Annotated in this window: 15 protein-coding genes and 1 tRNA gene; 8 read left to right on the top strand and 8 right to left on the bottom strand. The window is 68.9% G+C overall.

The window, feature by feature from the left end; all coding sequences use genetic code 11:
* The first annotated feature begins 105 nt into the window (after positions 1-105).
* Positions 106-759, top strand: coding sequence for an NAD(P)H-dependent oxidoreductase (locus tag CGL27_RS24785; RefSeq protein WP_119990081.1), 654 nt, complete (start codon positions 106-108; stop codon positions 757-759).
* Positions 760-1025: 266 nt separating this feature from the next.
* Here the strand turns inward: CGL27_RS24785 and CGL27_RS24780 are convergent.
* Positions 1026-1112: transfer RNA gene (locus tag CGL27_RS24780), tRNA-Leu, on the bottom strand.
* Between the two features lie 326 nt (positions 1113-1438).
* On the opposite strand from CGL27_RS24780, the gene CGL27_RS24775 reads away from it, so the two are divergent.
* The 6 genes from CGL27_RS24775 to pknB all read left to right on the top strand — a co-directional run bounded on the left by CGL27_RS24775 (position 1439) and on the right by pknB (position 9556).
* Entirely contained in the window at positions 1439-2281 is an 843-nt protein-coding gene (locus CGL27_RS24775) for a DUF3662 and FHA domain-containing protein (RefSeq protein ID WP_078642458.1), read from the top strand.
* 10 nt (positions 2282-2291) lie between these two features.
* On the top strand, positions 2292-2810 hold the full coding sequence (locus CGL27_RS24770) for an FHA domain-containing protein (RefSeq protein WP_078642457.1): 519 nt from the start codon (positions 2292-2294) through the stop codon (positions 2808-2810).
* 75 nt (positions 2811-2885) lie between these two features.
* The gene (locus CGL27_RS24765; RefSeq protein WP_078647532.1) at positions 2886-4472 is read left to right on the top strand and encodes a PP2C family serine/threonine-protein phosphatase; all 1587 of its coding nucleotides are present in this window, start codon (positions 2886-2888) and stop codon (positions 4470-4472) included.
* Between the two features lie 22 nt (positions 4473-4494).
* Positions 4495-5907, top strand: a complete 1413-nt coding sequence (locus tag CGL27_RS24760; protein WP_078642456.1) for an FtsW/RodA/SpoVE family cell cycle protein — start codon at positions 4495-4497, stop codon at positions 5905-5907.
* A complete protein-coding gene (locus CGL27_RS24755) occupies positions 5904-7376 on the top strand; it encodes a penicillin-binding protein 2 (protein ID WP_119990079.1) in 1473 nt (490 codons plus the stop codon). The genes CGL27_RS24760 and CGL27_RS24755 overlap by 4 nt, the downstream gene beginning before the upstream one ends.
* A gap of 167 nt (positions 7377-7543) precedes the next feature.
* On the top strand, positions 7544-9556 hold the full coding sequence (pknB, locus tag CGL27_RS24750) for a Stk1 family PASTA domain-containing Ser/Thr kinase (RefSeq protein WP_119990077.1): 2013 nt from the start codon (positions 7544-7546) through the stop codon (positions 9554-9556).
* Positions 9557-9661: 105 nt separating this feature from the next.
* Here the strand turns inward: pknB and CGL27_RS24745 are convergent, their stop codons facing one another.
* From CGL27_RS24745 to CGL27_RS24725, 6 genes are all read right to left on the bottom strand, one after another.
* On the bottom strand, positions 9662-10402 hold the full coding sequence (locus CGL27_RS24745) for a class E sortase (RefSeq protein WP_119990075.1): 741 nt from the start codon (positions 10400-10402) through the stop codon (positions 9662-9664).
* Positions 10403-10442: 40 nt separating this feature from the next.
* Positions 10443-11924 (bottom strand): class E sortase, encoded by a 1482-nt coding sequence (locus tag CGL27_RS24740; RefSeq protein WP_205587746.1) that lies wholly within the window; start codon positions 11922-11924, stop codon positions 10443-10445.
* The gene (locus tag CGL27_RS24735) at positions 11921-12571 is read right to left on the bottom strand and encodes an aminodeoxychorismate/anthranilate synthase component II (protein ID WP_078642451.1); all 651 of its coding nucleotides are present in this window, start codon (positions 12569-12571) and stop codon (positions 11921-11923) included. The genes CGL27_RS24740 and CGL27_RS24735 overlap by 4 nt, the downstream gene beginning before the upstream one ends.
* Entirely contained in the window at positions 12568-12744 is a 177-nt protein-coding gene (locus CGL27_RS50185; protein ID WP_086710638.1) for a hypothetical protein, read from the bottom strand. Before CGL27_RS50185 ends, CGL27_RS24735 begins: the two co-directional genes overlap by 4 nt.
* Before the next feature lie 84 nt (positions 12745-12828).
* Positions 12829-13506, bottom strand: a complete 678-nt coding sequence (locus tag CGL27_RS24730) for a class E sortase (protein ID WP_119990073.1) — start codon at positions 13504-13506, stop codon at positions 12829-12831.
* A gap of 68 nt (positions 13507-13574) precedes the next feature.
* On the bottom strand, positions 13575-14345 hold the full coding sequence (locus CGL27_RS24725; RefSeq protein ID WP_119990071.1) for a DUF881 domain-containing protein: 771 nt from the start codon (positions 14343-14345) through the stop codon (positions 13575-13577).
* Between the two features lie 145 nt (positions 14346-14490).
* On the opposite strand from CGL27_RS24725, the gene crgA reads away from it, so the two are divergent.
* Entirely contained in the window at positions 14491-14748 is a 258-nt protein-coding gene (gene crgA, locus CGL27_RS24720; RefSeq protein ID WP_030827826.1) for a cell division protein CrgA, read from the top strand.
* Positions 14749-15083: 335 nt separating this feature from the next.
* Here the strand turns inward: crgA and CGL27_RS24715 are convergent, their stop codons facing one another.
* Positions 15084-15968, bottom strand: coding sequence for a rhomboid family intramembrane serine protease (locus CGL27_RS24715; protein ID WP_119994530.1), 885 nt, complete (start codon positions 15966-15968; stop codon positions 15084-15086).
* Positions 15969-16046 lie beyond the last annotated feature (78 nt).

Genomic DNA, 16046 nt, shown 5'->3' with positions numbered 1-16046 from the left:
ACTACTGCGTTCTGGTTCGGGGCTGCAGAAAAGTAAGCTACTGTGTCATCAGTAGGTACGTAGGTATTACGGGCTCCTGCCGAGCCCTCTTCACTGGAGGCATTCATGCCGACTCTTCTGCACATCGACACGTCCGTCTTCCCCGGTGAAGCCTCCGCTTCCCGCTCGGTCACCGCCACCTTCCGCAAGGAATGGGAAGCCCAGCACCCGAACGGCACGGTGATCTATCGCGACCTTGCCGCCGAGCCGCTGCCGCACCTGGACGGCCTCGCCGCCGCAGCCGGTTTCGCCGCTCCCGATCAGCGCTCGCCCGAGCAGCACGCCGCGTTCGCCCTGCGGGAGACCCTTGCCAGCGAGCTCGAGCAGGCGGACACGGTCCTGATCGCCGCCCCGATGTACAACTTCACGATCCCCTCCACCCTCAAGGCGTGGCTGGACCACGTGATCATCATGGGCCGCACCGCGGGCGCCGAGCAGACCACCACCTCGGGCACCCCGACCGTCGTCGTCGCCAGCCGTGGCGGCGGTTACGGCCCCGGCACCCCGCGGGAGAGCTTCGAGTTCGTCACGAACTACCTGGGGAAGGCGCTGGGCGACGGGCTCGGCCTCGATGTCACCTTCGTTGTGCCGGAACTCACGCTGGCCCGCAGCAATCCGGCCATGGCCGAGCTGGTCGACGCCTCGGACACCTCCAAGGCGAAGGCCCACGAGGAGGCCGCGATCAAGGCCAAGGAGCTCGCCACCCGCTTCGCCGCCTGATCAGTCCGACCAACTGATCAGCCTGACGGTCGGCCCCAGCCTGACCATCCGATCAGCCTGACCGCCTGACCGCATGACCCAGCCTGACCCGCCCGATCCCGTCCCACCCGGGCATCAGGCCACAGGGGCCTCCCCTCCCAGGGGAGGCCCCTAGCCATTTCCCTGCGAAGGCAAGGCCCCTGTAAGACCCCGACAAGACCCCTGCCACAACGCGAAACGGGCCTCCCAAAAGCGACTTTCGTCACTTCCGAGAGGCCCGCTCCGACTGGTGCGCGAGGGGGGAGTTGAACCCCCACGCCCTTTCGGGCACTGGAACCTGAATCCAGCGCGTCTGCCTATTCCGCCACCCGCGCATGGGTGCTGCCGTCCGGCCACTCGCCTCGCTCCCCGGTTGATCGTTTCGATCCGTCCGGTTCGTGTGGAGCGCCTTTCGACATCCAGAACATTAGCACGCCCTCCGGGGTGCAATCACACCCGTTACCGGCGCCCCCGCCCCCACCCGTCCGTGGAGCGTCACGGTTGCGGGACACTGTCGTCAGGGCACCTCTACGATCCCTGTGAGAGGTGACACTGCTCCACAGGGCCAGGAAGGGGAACCACCCGATTTCCCGACGCGTGGATACGATCAGTAAGCAGTACCAGGACGGCATAGAGCACGAGTGACGGAAGGAGGTGCCCCGTGGGAGTAATGAAGCGCTTCGAGCAGCGTCTTGAGGGCCTCGTGAACGGCACCTTCGCCAAGGTGTTCAAGTCCGAGGTCCAGCCGGTCGAGATCGCCGGCGCCCTCCAGCGGGAGTGCGACAACAACGCCACGATCTGGAACCGCGACCGGACGGTCGTCCCCAACGACTTCATCGTCGAGCTGAGCACGCCCGACTACGAGCGGCTCAGCCCGTATTCCGGACAGCTCGGCGACGAGCTGTCCGGCATGGTCCGCGACTACGCCAAGCAGCAGCGTTACACCTTCATGGGTGCCATCAAGGTGCATCTGCAGAAGGCCGACGACCTCGACACCGGCCTGTACCGGGTGCGCAGCCGGACCCTGGCCTCCAGTGAGTCCCAGGACGCACAGCAGGCGGCGGGCCGCCCCGGCGCCGGAGCCCCGCAGCAGCGCCCCGGCGGTTACGGCTACCCCGCCCAGCCCGCCGGTGCCCCGCCGATGCCGTCCACGCCCCCCGGCGCCCGTCCGGCGCCCCACACCAGCGGAGCCGGGGCCGGCGCCGGAGCCCAGCAGCAGGGCCAGACCCGCCGCTGGATCGAGATCAACGGCAGCCGCCACCAGATCTCCCGGCCCACGCTCGTCATGGGCCGCTCCACCGACGCTGACGTGCGGATCGACGATCCCGGTGTCTCCCGCAGACACTGCGAGATCCGGGTCGGAACCCCACCGACCGTCCAGGATCTCGGGTCGACCAACGGCATCGTGGTGGACGGACAGCACACCACGCGCGCTACGCTCCGCGACGGCTCGCGGATCGTCGTGGGCAGCACCACCATCGTTTACCGGCAAGCCGAAGGGTGAAGCGGGGGCAATGTCAGAGCTGACCCTCACGGTCATGCGGTTGGGTTTCCTCGCCGTACTGTGGCTGTTCGTCATCGTGGCCGTCCAGGTCATCCGCAGCGACCTGTTCGGGACCCGCGTGACGCAGCGCGGTTCGGCGCGGCGCGGCGCCCCCGACCGGCCGCAGCAGCAACAACAACGGCAGAGCGCGCCACCGCCGCAGCGCCAGCAGTCCGGTGGCCGCGGCCGCCGCGGTGCCCCCACCAAGCTGGTGGTCTCCGAGGGCACGCTCACCGGCACCACGGTCGCCCTCCAGGGGCAGACCATCACCCTCGGCCGTGCGCACGATTCAACAATCGTGCTGGACGACGACTACGCCTCCAGCCGGCATGCCAGGATCTACCCGGACCGTGACGGCCAGTGGATCGTCGAGGATCTCGGGTCCACCAACGGCACGTATCTCGACCGGACCCGGCTCACCACACCGACACCGATCGGGCTGGGTGCGCCGATTCGCATCGGCAAGACCGTCATCGAGCTGCGGAAGTAGTAGGACCATGACGACCGGAGGGTGGGCAGCGTGGTTGGCAAGGGGCTGTACCCGGAGCCGACAGGCGAGGTGCGCATGAGTCTGTCACTGCGTTTCGCGGCCGGATCGCATAAGGGCATGATCCGGGAGGGCAACGAGGACTCCGGCTATGCCGGTCCCCGGCTGCTCGCCATCGCCGACGGCATGGGTGGCCAGGCCGCCGGCGAGGTCGCCAGCTCCGAGGTGATCTCCACCCTCGTCCAGCTCGACGACGACGTCCCGGGCTCGGACATCCTGACGTCCCTCGGCAGCGCCGTGCAGCGGGCCAATGACCAGCTGCGCGTCATGGTCGAGGAGGACCCCCAGCTGGAGGGCATGGGCACCACGCTCACCGCCCTGCTGTGGACCGGCCAGCGGCTCGGCCTGGTGCACGTCGGCGACTCGCGCGCGTATCTGCTGCGCGACGGTGTGCTCACCCAGATCACCCAGGACCACACCTGGGTGCAGCGCCTGGTCGACGAGGGCCGGATCACCGAGGAGGAGGCGGGCACCCACCCGCAGCGCTCCCTGCTGATGCGCGCGCTGGGCAGCGGCGACCATGTCGAGCCCGATCTGTCCATCCGCGAGGTCCGGGCCGGGGACCGCTATCTGATCTGCTCCGACGGCCTGTCCGGTGTCGTGAGCCACCAGACGCTCGAGGAGACCCTCGGCAGCTACCAGGGCCCCCACGAGACCGTGCAGGAGCTGATTCAGCTCGCCCTGCGCGGCGGCGGCCCCGACAACATCACCTGCATCGTCGCCGACGTCCTCGACGTCGACGGCGGCGACACCCTGGCCGCCCAGCTCAACGACACCCCCGTGATCGTGGGCGCGGTCGCCGAGAACCAGGTCCCCCTCGGGGACGGCGGCGCCGCGCACACCCCCGCCGGCCGCGCGGCAGAGCTCGGCCGGTCCGTACCGCAGCAGGGGGACCCGCACGGCGGCTTCGGACCGCCCGGCAGCGGCGACCCGGCCATGGGCGGTCTGCCGCAGGGCAGTTACGACGACTACGCCGACGGCGACTTCACCAAGAAGAGCGGCGCCAAGGCCTGGGCCAAGCGCTCGCTCTTCATCGTGCTGGGCCTGGCCGTGATCGGCGGCGGGCTCTACGGCGGCTATCGCTGGACCCAGACGCAGTACTACGTGGGCTCCAACGGCGACCATGTCGCGATCTACCAGGGCATCAGCCAGGACCTCGCCTGGATCAAGCTGAACAAGGTCCATGAGGACCACCGCGAGATCGAACTCAAGTACCTCCCGGCCGACCAGCGCGGCCGTGTGGAGGACACCATCACGGTCAGCGGGCTCGGCCAGGCCCAGGACAAGACCAAGGACCTCGCCACCCTCGCCGGCGCCTGTAAGAAGGCCGACGCCCAGGAGAAGGCCGAGGACAGCCAGAAAGACCTCACCGGCGGCAAGAAGGACAAGAAGGGCGGCTCCGGGGGCAGCCCCTCCAACAGCGCCGACCCGTCCCAGAGCGGCGCCCAGTCCGGGGACGACAAGACCGAGAACCAGCTCGGGGCACGCACCGCGAAGGCCACGACCAAGCCCACGCCGACGACGTCTCCCACTCCGAAGCCCGGCCCCACCCTCTCGGAGGAGGAGAAGAAGTTGGTCCCGCAGTGCAGCAGCACCCAGCAGTGAAGCCGTAAGGGGCCGTCCACCCATGAGCAGTAGTACGACCAACACGACGACGATCAGTACGGCCGGGCCGCCGAGCAGGCGGAACACCGAGCTGGCCATGCTCGTCTTCGCGGTGATCATTCCGGTCTTCGCCTACGCCAACGCGGGCTTGGCGCTCAGCGACGAGATGCCCTCCGGCATGCTCAGCTACGGCATCGGACTCGGTCTGCTGGCCGCCGTCGGCCATCTGGTGGTCCGGAAGTTCGCGCCGTACGCGGATCCGCTGCTGCTGCCGATCGCCACGCTCCTCAACGGGCTGGGCCTGGTGCTCATCTGGCGGCTGGACCAGTCCAAGCGACTGGCCCAGCGGGCGGAGAGCATCGGCCAGGTCTTCGCGCCCTCGGCTCCCAACCAGCTGATCTACTCGGCGCTGGGTGTCGCCCTCTTCGTCGGCGTGCTGATCCTGCTCAAGGATCACCGCCTTCTTCAGCGCTACACCTACATCTCCATGGTGGTGGCGCTGATCCTGCTGATCCTGCCGGTGTTCTTCCCGCCCCGGTTCGGCGCGCGCATCTGGATCACCCTCGGCAGCTTCTCCATCCAGCCCGGCGAGTTCGCCAAGATCATCATCGCCGTGTTCTTCTCCGGCTACCTGATGGTCAAGCGGGACGCGCTCGCGCTGGCAAGCCGCCGCTTCATGGGGCTGTACCTGCCCCGCGGCCGCGACCTCGGCCCTATCCTGGTGGTCTGGGCAATAAGCATCCTCATCCTCGTCTTCGAGACCGACCTGGGCACCTCGCTGCTGTTCTTCGGCCTCTTCGTCGTGATGCTGTACGTCGCCACCGAGCGCACCAGCTGGATCGTCTTCGGTCTGCTGATGTCCGCGGTCGGCGCGGTCGGCGTCGCCACCTTCGAACCGCACGTCCAGCAGCGGGTGGACGCCTGGCTCGACCCCTTCGCGGCGTTCAAGACCGGGGGCAGTGACCAGATCGCCCAGGCGATGATGGCCTTCGGCTCCGGCGGGGTCTTCGGCACCGGCCTCGGCCAGGGCAACTCCGACCTCATCGGCTTCGCCGCCAACTCCGACTTCATCCTGGCCACGATCGGCGAGGAGCTCGGGCTCGCGGGCACCATGGCGATCCTGCTGCTCTACGGCCTGATCGTGGAGCGCGGTGTGCGCACCGCCCTCGCGGCCCGCGACCCGTTCGGCAAGCTGCTGGCCATCGGCCTGTCCGCGGCCTTCGCCATCCAGGTCTTCGTCGTGGCGGGCGGTGTGATGGGCCTCATCCCGCTGACCGGTATGACCATGCCGTTCATCGCACAGGGTGGTTCGTCCGTCATCGCCAACTGGGCACTCGTCGCCATTCTGATCAAGATCAGCGACACCGCGCGCCGTCCGGCGCCGACGCCCGCTCCCACCACAGACGCCGAGATGACCCAGGTGGTCCGACCGTGAACAAGCCGCTGCGCCGAATCGCGATCTTCTGCGGACTCCTCGTCTTCGCCCTGCTGCTGCGGGACAACTGGATCCAGTACGTCCAGGCCGACGAGCTCAAGAACCACGAGAAGAACCGCAGGGTCCTGATCGCCCGTTACGGCCAGCCGCGCGGCAACATCATCGTCGACGGCCGGCCGATCACCGGATCCGTCGAGACCAACGGCACCGACTTCAAGTACAAGCGCACCTACAAGAACGGTCCCATGTGGGCACCGGTCACGGGGTACGCCTCGCAGGCCTTCGACGCCAACCAGATCGAGAAGCTCGAAGACCAAATCCTTACGGGCAACGACGACCGCCTCTTCTTCAACCGGACGATCGACATGATCACCGGCAAGAAGCAGAAGGGCGGCGACGTCATCACCACCCTGAACGGCAAGGCCCAGAAGGCCGCGTTCGAGGGCCTCGGTGACAAGAAGGGCGCCGTCGCCGCGCTCGACCCGCGCACCGGCAAGATCCTCGCCCTCGCCTCCACCCCGAGCTACGACCCCTCGAAGATCGCGGGCGCCTCCAAGAAGGACTCTGACGCGTACAACGCGCTCAAGCCGGACGTCGACAAGGACGACCCGATGCTCAACCGGGCGCTGCGGCAGACCTACCCGCCCGGCTCGACCTTCAAGGTCGTCACCGCGGCGGCCGCGCTGGAGAACGGCAAGTACGCCGACATCGACGGGCCGACCGACTCCCCGGACCCCTGGAAGCTCCCGCTGTCCACCCAGCCCCTGCCCAACGAGGGGAACATCCCCTGCAAGAACGCCTCGCTGCGGCAGGCGCTCCGCTACTCCTGCAACACGGTCTTCGGCAAGCTCGGTGACGACCTCGGCAAGGACAAGATGCTCGAGGAGGCCGAGAAGTTCGGCTTCAACAAGGAGGTCCTGACGCCGGTCCGCACCAACGCCAGCGTCTACCCCGAGAAGATGGACCAGCCGGGCAACGCGATGTCGGCCATCGGCCAGTTCGACAACCGGGCCACCCCGCTGCAGATGGCGATGGTCGCCGCCGCGGTCGCCAACGACGGCAAGCTGATGAAGCCGTACATGATCGACTCGCTGCGCGCGCCCAACCTCAACACCATCGAGCAGACCGACCCGGAGCAGATGAGCCAGCCGCTCAGCTCGGAGAACGCCCAGAAGCTCCAGAGCATGATGGAGACCGTGGTCAAGGAGGGCACCGGCACCAGCGCCCAGATCCCGGGTGTCACGGTCGGCGGCAAGACCGGTACCGCGCAGCACGGCGTCGCCAACAGCAAGAACCCCTATGCGTGGTTCATCTCCTACGCCAAGGGGGATGACGGCTCGCCGGTCGCGGTCGCGGTGGTCATCGAAGGGTCCGACACTCTCCGTGGCGACATCGCCGGTGGCAAGCTGGCCGCGCCGATCGCCAAGAGCGTGATGCAAGCCGTACTGGAAACCCAGAGTGACAAGTGACCCCCGTCACGTCCGGATGCCAATCCCGCACGTCGCCGTACCGGTCCGGTATCAGATAGCGACTGAGGCCGGGTCCCGTAAGACGTGCCGGGTACGGTATGCGCGAGCAGCACTTCGCCGGCCCCCACAGGTGCGGCCGGGAACCACGGAAGAGGGCTGGAGTAGCTATGGAAGAGCCGCGTCGCCTCGGCGGCCGGTATGAGCTGGGCTCAGTGCTCGGCCGCGGTGGCATGGCGGAGGTCTACCTCGCGCACGACACCCGCCTCGGCCGTACTGTCGCTGTGAAGACGCTCCGGGCGGACCTCGCCCGTGACCCGTCCTTCCAGGCCCGGTTCCGCCGAGAGGCCCAGTCGGCCGCCTCGCTCAACCATCCCGCGATCGTCGCGGTCTACGACACCGGCGAGGACTACGTCGACGGTGTCTCGATCCCCTACATCGTGATGGAGTACGTCGACGGTTCCACGCTGCGTGAGCTTCTCCACTCGGGCAGAAAGCTGCTCCCCGAGCGCTCGCTGGAGATGACCACCGGAATCCTCCAGGCCCTTGAGTACTCGCACCGCAACAACATCGTCCACCGGGACATCAAGCCGGCCAACGTCATGCTCACGCGGGACGGCCAGGTCAAGGTGATGGACTTCGGCATCGCCCGCGCCATGGGCGACGCCGGTATGACCATGACGCAGACGGCCGCCGTCATCGGCACCGCCCAGTACCTCTCCCCCGAGCAGGCCAAGGGCGAGACCGTCGACGCGCGCAGCGACCTGTACTCCACCGGCTGTCTGCTCTACGAGCTGCTGACCGTAAGGCCGCCGTTCGTGGGCGACTCCCCGGTGGCCGTCGCGTATCAGCATGTGCGGGAGGACCCGCAGCCGCCGAGCACATACGACCCCGAGATCACCCCGGAGATGGACGCCATCGTCCTGCGGGCGCTGGTCAAGGACCCCGACTACCGCTACCAGTCGGCCGACGAGATGCGTGCCGACATCGAGGCGGCCCTGGAGGGCCAGCCGGTGGCCGCCACCGCCGCGCTGGGCGCGGTCGGCTACGGCTCCGACGACCAGCCCACCGCGATGCTGCGGCCGCAGAACTCCGGTGCCGGGGCGCAGACCTCGATGCTCCCGCCGATGCGCGAGGACGACGGCGGCTTCGGATACGACGAGCGGCCGGACCGCGGCCGGGGGCGCGGGGGCTCCGGCAAGAAAAGCAACCTCTCGACGATCCTGCTGATCGTCGCGGGGATACTGGTGCTGGTCGGCGCGATCTTCATCGGGAAGTCGCTGTTCGGCGGCGGTAAGAACGACGACATGGTCCCGGTCCCCAATCTCGTCGGCAAGACGATCGCCGACGCCAAGAGCCAAGGGGAGAACGGCGACTTCAAGATCAAGAACGTCGGCTCCAAGTTCTGCGAGAACGCGGACAAGGACACCGTCTGCGAGCAGACCCCCGAGAGCGGCGGCGAGGTCAAGCGGTACGGCGTGGTCGAGCTGACCATGTCCAAGGGCCCCAAGCCCGCGGCGAGGGTCGAGGTGCCGGACGTCCTGAACGTGCAGTACGCGTCGGCCAAGGGCCAGCTCGAGGCCAAGGGCTTCAAGGTCGAGCAGAAGACCCAGCAGTCCGACCAGACCGCCGGCAAGGTGATCGACCAGGACCCGAAGGGCGGCAAGAAGGTCGCGAAGGGCGCCACGATCACCCTGACCGTCGCCGAGGCACAGCAGAAGGTCGTCGTCCCGGACGTGACCACGCAGAAGGTCGCGGACGCCACGGCCGCCCTCGAGGGGAAGGGCCTCAAGGTCCAGACTCAGGAGGTCGACAACGGCGACGCCGAGGCCGGTACGGTCACCGACCAGACGCCCAAGGGCGGCCAGGAGGTCCTGCCCGGTTCGACGGTCACGCTGACCGTCGCCAAGGCCGCCGCGGAGAACGTGCCGGTCCCCAACCTGGGCGGCCAGAAGCTCAAGGACGCCAAGAAGGCGCTCCAGGACCTGGGCCTGAACGTGGGCAACATCGCCGGTCCGCAGGACGACGAGGCCACCGTGGTGGCCAGCCAGCCCGGTGCGGGCACCCAGGTGCCCAAGGGCCAGTCCGTGAACCTCATCACGGTCGCCGGGCAGGGCAACGGAGGGAACGGCAACGGAGGCGGGGACGGCGGAGGCATCTTCGGCGGCCAGAACGGCTTCTAGACGCTTGGCAGTGACACGGGGAAGCCCCCGGCATCCTGAGAAGGGTGCCGGGGGCTTCTTCGTGCTCAGGGACCGTCCGAGGGGCAGGAGGCCGTCCCGAGGGGGTCAGCGCAGTTCCTTGGGGGGCGTGCGGTCCGCGTCGACCTTCTCGGTGCGCTCCAGTTCGCCCCAGACGACGTAGCGGTGGCGGGAGGTGTAGACGGGGGTGCAGGTCGAGAGCGTGATGTAGCGGCCCGGCCGCTTCCTGCCCGACTCCTTCGGGACCGCGTTCAGCACGTCCACGTTGTACTTCGAGGTCTCCGGCAGCGTCGCGTAGACCTTGTAGACGTACCAGGTGTCGCGGGTCTCGAAGACCACCGCGTCGCCGTCGTGGACCTTGTCGATGTTGTGGAACTTGGCGCCGTGACCGTCCCGGTGCGCGGCCAGGCTGAAGTTGCCCTTTTTGTCCCACGGCATCGCGGACTTGACCGGCTGGGTGTAGTAACCCGCCACGCCGTCGTTGAGGGTCTCGGTGCTGGTGCCCTTCTTGACCAGCACCTCGCCGTTGTGCATGGACGGTACGTGCAGGAAGCCGATGCCGTTCTTGGTGTCCAGCCTGCCCGGCCCCTGCTGCGACCAGTGCTTGCGCACCCGGTCGCCCTGCTTCTTCGCCTCACGGTCGGCCAGGACGTTGGTCCACCACAGCGAGTAGACGACGAACAGGGCGAGAATCAGCCCCGCGGTGATCAGCAGCTCGCCGAAGACCGCTATGGCCGCGGCTACCCACCCACGGCCGGGACGACGGCTGGGCGTTGCGGGCGGGCCGGGGTGCCGGTCCTGCCGCTCGTCGTGGTCGGTCCGTGCCACCGCGTCGTACCCCTTTTTCTGGTTTCCCGGCTGTACCCGCTCATTCGACCAGAGCGTCCGGCTTTCCCTTGCTACGCGGCCGCTCCTCGACCATCTTGCCCCAGAGGATCATCCGGTAGGTGCTGGTGAATTCGGGGGTGCAGGTGGTCAGCGTGATGTACCGGCCCGGCTCGGTGAAGCCGGAGCCGGGCGGCACCGGCTTGATGACGCCGGTGTTGGACGGCGACGTCTGCGGCAGGATGCTGCTCATCGCATAGGTGTAGTACCGGCTCTGCGTCTCGACGACGATCTCGTCACCGGGCTTGAGGCGGTTGATGTAGCGGAACGGCTCGCCATGGGTGTTGCGGTGCCCGGCGAGCGCGAAGTTGCCCTTCTTGTCCCACGGCATGGCGGTCTTCAGCGGGCTCTTGCCGTAGTGGCCGACCATGCCGCGGTCGAGGACCTTGTGCTTGTCGATGCCCTCCGCGATCGGGGCCTTCACATCCAGCTTGGGGATATAGATGATCGCGAACCCCTGCCCGGGGGAGAAGGTGCCCGGGTTCCGGTCGTCGCCGCCGTTCTCGTCCCACTTCTTCTGCAGGTTGTTCGCGGCGCCGTTGGCCTGCTGATGGGCACGGATGTTCGTCCACCACAGCTGATAGGTGACGAAGAGCAGCATCACCACGCCGAGCGTGATGAACAGCTCGCCGACCACCCGGCTCGCCACCGCCCCGGGGCTGTCCTTACGGGCCCGCGCGGCGCGCTTGGCCTCCATACGGGTGCGGGGCGGGGCGTCCCCGGCGCTCCCCGCGCCCTCCGTGGGCCCTGTGGCGCCCGCCTCGGCCGTGCCGCGCCGGGCGCGGGAGCCATGCCGTCCGGCGCGCTTCCCGGCCCCCTGGGCGGCCTTACGGCGGGCGGCCCGGCCGCCGGGCGGGGGCTCGGCACCGCTGTCCCGGTCCGGTTCGACCTTGCGCAGCGCCATGGTCTGGTCGGCGGGCGCCGCCTCCACAGCGCGCAGAGCGACCGTCTCGTCGTCGCCCCGGGGTGTCACCGGGGGCAGGACGGCCGTCTCCGCGGCCTCCGGGACGCGTGCGGACGGCTCGGAGGAACGTGAGGGCGTCCCCGGGGCCCGTACGGGCGTCTGAGCGGCGTGTGCGGACCCTGAGGGGGCCGAGGGGGCCGCGCGGGCGCGTCGGCGCCCCGTGGGCGGCCCGGCCGCCTCAGCGGCCTCCTCCGGCCCGGCGGGGGCCGGGCCGGCGCGCCGTCGACGGCCGGTGGGCGGCGGCACGGAGAGCGACGCGGTGCCCATGGCCCGCCCAGTGGGCCCGGCCGGGGCGGAGTCCGGCAGCGGGTCGGCCAGAGGGTCCCGAAGACCCTCCGCGGCCGCCGCGAACGTGTCCGGACCCGCATGCGCGCCATGGGCGTCGCGGCCCCCATGCGCGCCCTGGGCGTCATGCTGCTCATGAGACCCGTACGGCGCGTACGGGGCGGGCTCCCGGGCGCTGTGACCGGCGTCCTCGCGCTCAGGGCGCGGTCCGGTCACTCGCCGGCCTTACCGCCGACCGCCCCGACCACCGGGGCGAGCCCCGCGGACCGCCCCACGGCATCCGTGTCCCCGCACTCCACCAGCCAGTTGGCGAGCATCAGATGGCCCCATTCGGTGAGGACCGACTCGGGGTGGAACTGGACGCCCTCGACCCGCAGTTCACGGTGGCGCAGCCCCATGGCGATGCCGGTCTCCGTCCAGGCCGTGATCTCCAACTCCGGGGGCACCGTCCCCCGTTCCACGGCCAGCGAGTGGTAGCGGGTGGCGGTGAAGGGCGTGGGCAGTCCGCTGAAGACGCCGGCGCCCTCATGGGTCACCAGCGAGGTCTTGCCGTGCAGCAGCTCCGGGGCCCGCCCGACGACGCCGCCGTAGGCGACGGCCATGGACTGCATCCCCAGGCAGACGCCGAACACCGGTACGCCGGTGCTCGCGCAGTGCCGCACCATGTCGACGCAGACCCCAGCCTCCTCCGGGGTGCCGGGCCCGGGGGACAGCAGGACTCCGTCGAAGCCGTCCTGGGCGTGGGCGAGGGAGACCTCGTCGTTGCGCACCACCTCGCACTCGGCGCCGAGCTGGTAGAGGTACTGGACGAGGTTGAAGACGAAGCTGTCGTAGTTGTCGACGACCAGGATGCGCGCGCTCATCGCGGACCCGCCATTCCCTCGTCGACCGTCACGTCATTGAACGGCAGCAGGGGCTCCGCCCAGGGGAAGACGTACTGGAAGAGCACGAAGACGATCGCCAGCACCAGCACGAGCGAAATCAGCGCCCGCATCCATGCGTTACCCGGCAGATGCCGCCAGATCCAGCCGTACATGCCATCCCTACTCACCGATGACGAAGTCGATTGCAGCACCGGAGTGCAGCACCAGAGTAAGGGGCGAGGGGTGGGGCCGGAGGGTCAGCTGTACAAAGCCTTGGGCTTGCCTTGGGCAACCGATTGGGTCGCGTCGAGGTGCGCCCAGGTGATCAGGCGGTGGCTGTGGCCCCACTCCGGCTCACAGGTCGTCAGCGTGAGATAGCGCCCGGGGCGCCGGAAACCGGACGCGCGCGGCACCGGATCGATCACCCCGGTGTCGGTCGGCAGGGTGCGGTAGGGCCGCCGGTCGACGCGATAGGTGAACCAGGTGGTGCCGTCGGTCACTACCACCGCGTCACCGGGACGCAGCGCGGGGAAGTCCTTGAAGGGGTCGCCGTAGGTGCGGCGGTGCCCGGCGACGGCGAAGTTGCCGAGGGAGCCGAGGCGGGCGGTGCGGGAGTAGTGGCCGAGCCCCTTCTTCAGGGTGCCGGTCGCGGTGCCCTCGAGGACGGGCTTGGCCCAGCCGGCGCCGAAGCGCGGGATGTACATGATCGCGAAGGAGTCGCCGGACTCGTAGCGGCGGGGCTCGGACGAGGGCTCGGCGCCGGCGGTGACCGTGCCGGTGGCCCATCGGTCCTGGAGGTGATCGATCTCGCCGTCCATGGCGCGGTCGGCCCGCACCGAGGTCCAGTACAGGACGTAGACCACCAAAAGGATGATCAGGGCTCCGACGGTGACGCAGATCTCACTGAGCGTCCTGACGATCAGCCGCGTTCTCATCGGCCCCCACTGTCCGCCCCGCTGACCCCGTGCCGCCGGCCCGTGCCGCGTACCGGTGTCCGCCGGTGCTATCCGATGGGCTGTGCCTGGTGCAGCTCCACTGTGCCGGAGTAGCCGGGAAGAGTCACCGTGTCGTGCTGGTCGACTTTCCAGCCGAGGCCGTACGCGTCGACATAGCTGCGGTAGTTCTGGATCGCGGGCGAGGCGGTGAGGGCGGTGCTCAGCTTGCCCCGGTCACCCACAGCGGTGACCTTGTAGGGCGGTGAGTAGACCTGGCCCTGCAGGATCAGGGTGTTGCCGACGCAGCGCACCGCGCTGGTGGAGATCAGCCGCTGATCCATGACCTTGATCCCCTTGGCGCCGCCCTGCCACAGCGCGTTGACCACGGCCTGCAGGTCCTGCTGGTGGATGACGAGATCGTTGGGCTGGGGATCCGGGACGCCGGGGATCTGCGGGGTGGCGTTCGGCGGGGCGTCGGTGAGGGTGACCGTAAGGCCGGCTCCGGAGAGTTTCCTGGTGCCGGCGGTCTTCTCCAGCTCGGCCAGCTTGCGGCGCTCGGCCTGGGTGCTGCCGTTGTCCCGCCGGGCGAGGGCGTCGACCTCGGAGCGTATTTTGCCGGTGCTGTCGTCCAGGGTGCCGTTCTTACGGCTGCGTTCCTGGATGAGATCGGAGAGCCGCAGCATCGATTCATCGCTGCGGATGTTGGTGCCCTGAGCCGTGTTGAAACTGGTCCAGAAGATGACTCCGGCCAGCGCGAAGACCGCGCCGGTCAACAGTCGCACGGGCCGGAACCGGGGGCGGCGGGACGCCGGGGTGGGGGAGTCAGCGGAATTGCTCAACGTACCCTTACTCCTTACGACGCCGCGGAAGGACTACGCTAACGGACGTGTGGGGGAGGGACGTGGTCCCCGTCGCTGTCCCGCCCCGGCGCCGTCCGTACACATCCCCGCGCGGTCACGCAGCGCATCGACAGGAGAGTTCCTCGTGCCGAAGTCACGGATCCGCAAGAAGGACGACTTCACGCCGCCGCCGGCGAAGCAGGCAGCCAGCATCAACTTGAACAGCGGCCGCCGGTGGGTGGCACCACTGATGCTGGCCATGTTCCTGATCGGCCTCGCGTGGATCGTCATCTTCTACGTGACCACGGGCGATATGCCGGTCGAGTCGCTCGGCAACTGGAACATCGTGGTCGGCTTCGGCTTCATCGCCGCGGGGTTCGTCGTCTCCACCCAGTGGAAGTGACCCGGCTGTCCCCACGCCGGCCCCCGGGTTGTCCACAGAGTTATCCACAGCCGGGGAAAACTCAGAAGATCTGTGGATAACCTCCGCCGTGTTGACGCCGGTGTGACTGGCGACCGGCGTCTGTTCGATCGTTCACACCCCCGCCTTCCTGCGAAAACGCAGGTCAGTCGGGGGTCGTACGCAGGTTCTCCACAGGTTGCGTATGATCCACCACTTGCTGTGGACAACTGACCGGGCCCGGCTCGGTCCAACGCGCCGGAGATCGCCGGGAACCGTCCACGGCGCTACGGGAGGACATCCGCGGCGGCCTGCCGAGCGCCGGCCGACCGCGCCGCTCAGCCGGTGAGCTGGATCGTCCGGATCCACACCATCGCGATGATCGCGAGCAGCACCAGGGCGCAGGTCCCGCGCTGCACCAGCGCCCGCTTCTCGCGGGGCGCGTGCACCATTCCGTACGCCACCACCGTGCCCGCGACCAGGCCGCCGACATGGGCCTGCCAGGCGATTCCGGACCAGGTGAAGGTGAAGAGCAGATTTAGCGCCAGCAGCGCGATGACCGGCCGCATGTCGTAGTTCAGCCGGCGCATCAGCACGGCGGTGGCGCCGAGCAGGCCGAAGATCGCGCCGGAGGCGCCCAGCGACGGCTGATTCTGCGCGGCGAGGAGATAGGACAGCGCACTGCCGCCCAGCCCCGACAGTATGTAGAGCACGATGAAGCGGACGCGGCCGAGCGCGGCCTCCAGCGGCCCGCCGATCCACCACAGCGAGAGCATGTTGAAGGCGATGTGGATGAGCTGCTGGTGGAGGAAGATCGAGGTGACCAGCCGCCACCACTGGCCCTCGGCGACTCCGACGATCTGCGTCGCGCCGGGGTCGTAGGCCCGCCCGACCAGGTCGAGATCGTTCACCAGCCGGTCGCCCGCGGACAGCGCCGCGAGCCATACCGCGATGTTGATGGCGACCAGGATCTTGGTGATCAGCCGGGGGTCCGAGGTGATCGTGCCGCCGGCCATGGTGCGCGGCTGGGCGGCACGCGGCGGGGGACCGGCGGCCGAGGCCCCGGCCCCGGCGGGCACCCGTCCGCTGACGCACTCAGGGCAGTGGAACCCCACAGAGGCGCTGATCATGCACTCGGGGCAGATCGGGCGCTCACAGCGGGTGCAGCTGATGCCGGTCTCCCGCTGGGGGTGCCGATAGCAACAGACCGCCTGGTCCTCCATGATGTCCCCTCGCCCCTTGTCCACTTCTGATCGGGCGTTCCCCCGCCCCGCTTGTTCACACGGACACTTGTTCACACG

Source organism: Streptomyces sp. 11-1-2 (assembly GCF_003595545.1).
GTDB classification, from domain to species: Bacteria; Actinomycetota; Actinomycetes; order Streptomycetales; family Streptomycetaceae; genus Streptomyces; species Streptomyces hygroscopicus_B.
Note: the sequence above shows the minus strand (reverse complement) of the source record. Positions and strands in the feature narration are given on the sequence as shown.

Bases quoted from the DNA above. Each gene is read 5' to 3' on its own strand.
- CGL27_RS24760 (WP_078642456.1), top strand. From the start codon at position 4,495: ATGAGCAGTAGTACGACCAACACGACGACGATCAGTACGGCCGGGCCG.
- CGL27_RS24765 (WP_078647532.1), top strand. From the start codon at position 2,886: ATGAGTCTGTCACTGCGTTTCGCGGCCGGATCGCATAAGGGCATGATC.
- CGL27_RS24770 (WP_078642457.1), top strand. From the start codon at position 2,292: ATGTCAGAGCTGACCCTCACGGTCATGCGGTTGGGTTTCCTCGCCGTA.
- CGL27_RS24715 (WP_119994530.1), bottom strand. From the start codon at position 15,968: ATGGAGGACCAGGCGGTCTGTTGCTATCGGCACCCCCAGCGGGAGACC.
- CGL27_RS50185 (WP_086710638.1), bottom strand. From the start codon at position 12,744: ATGTACGGCTGGATCTGGCGGCATCTGCCGGGTAACGCATGGATGCGG.
- CGL27_RS24735 (WP_078642451.1), bottom strand. From the start codon at position 12,571: ATGAGCGCGCGCATCCTGGTCGTCGACAACTACGACAGCTTCGTCTTC.
- pknB (WP_119990077.1), top strand. From the start codon at position 7,544: ATGGAAGAGCCGCGTCGCCTCGGCGGCCGGTATGAGCTGGGCTCAGTG.
- CGL27_RS24785 (WP_119990081.1), top strand. From the start codon at position 106: ATGCCGACTCTTCTGCACATCGACACGTCCGTCTTCCCCGGTGAAGCC.
- CGL27_RS24730 (WP_119990073.1), bottom strand. From the start codon at position 13,506: ATGAGAACGCGGCTGATCGTCAGGACGCTCAGTGAGATCTGCGTCACC.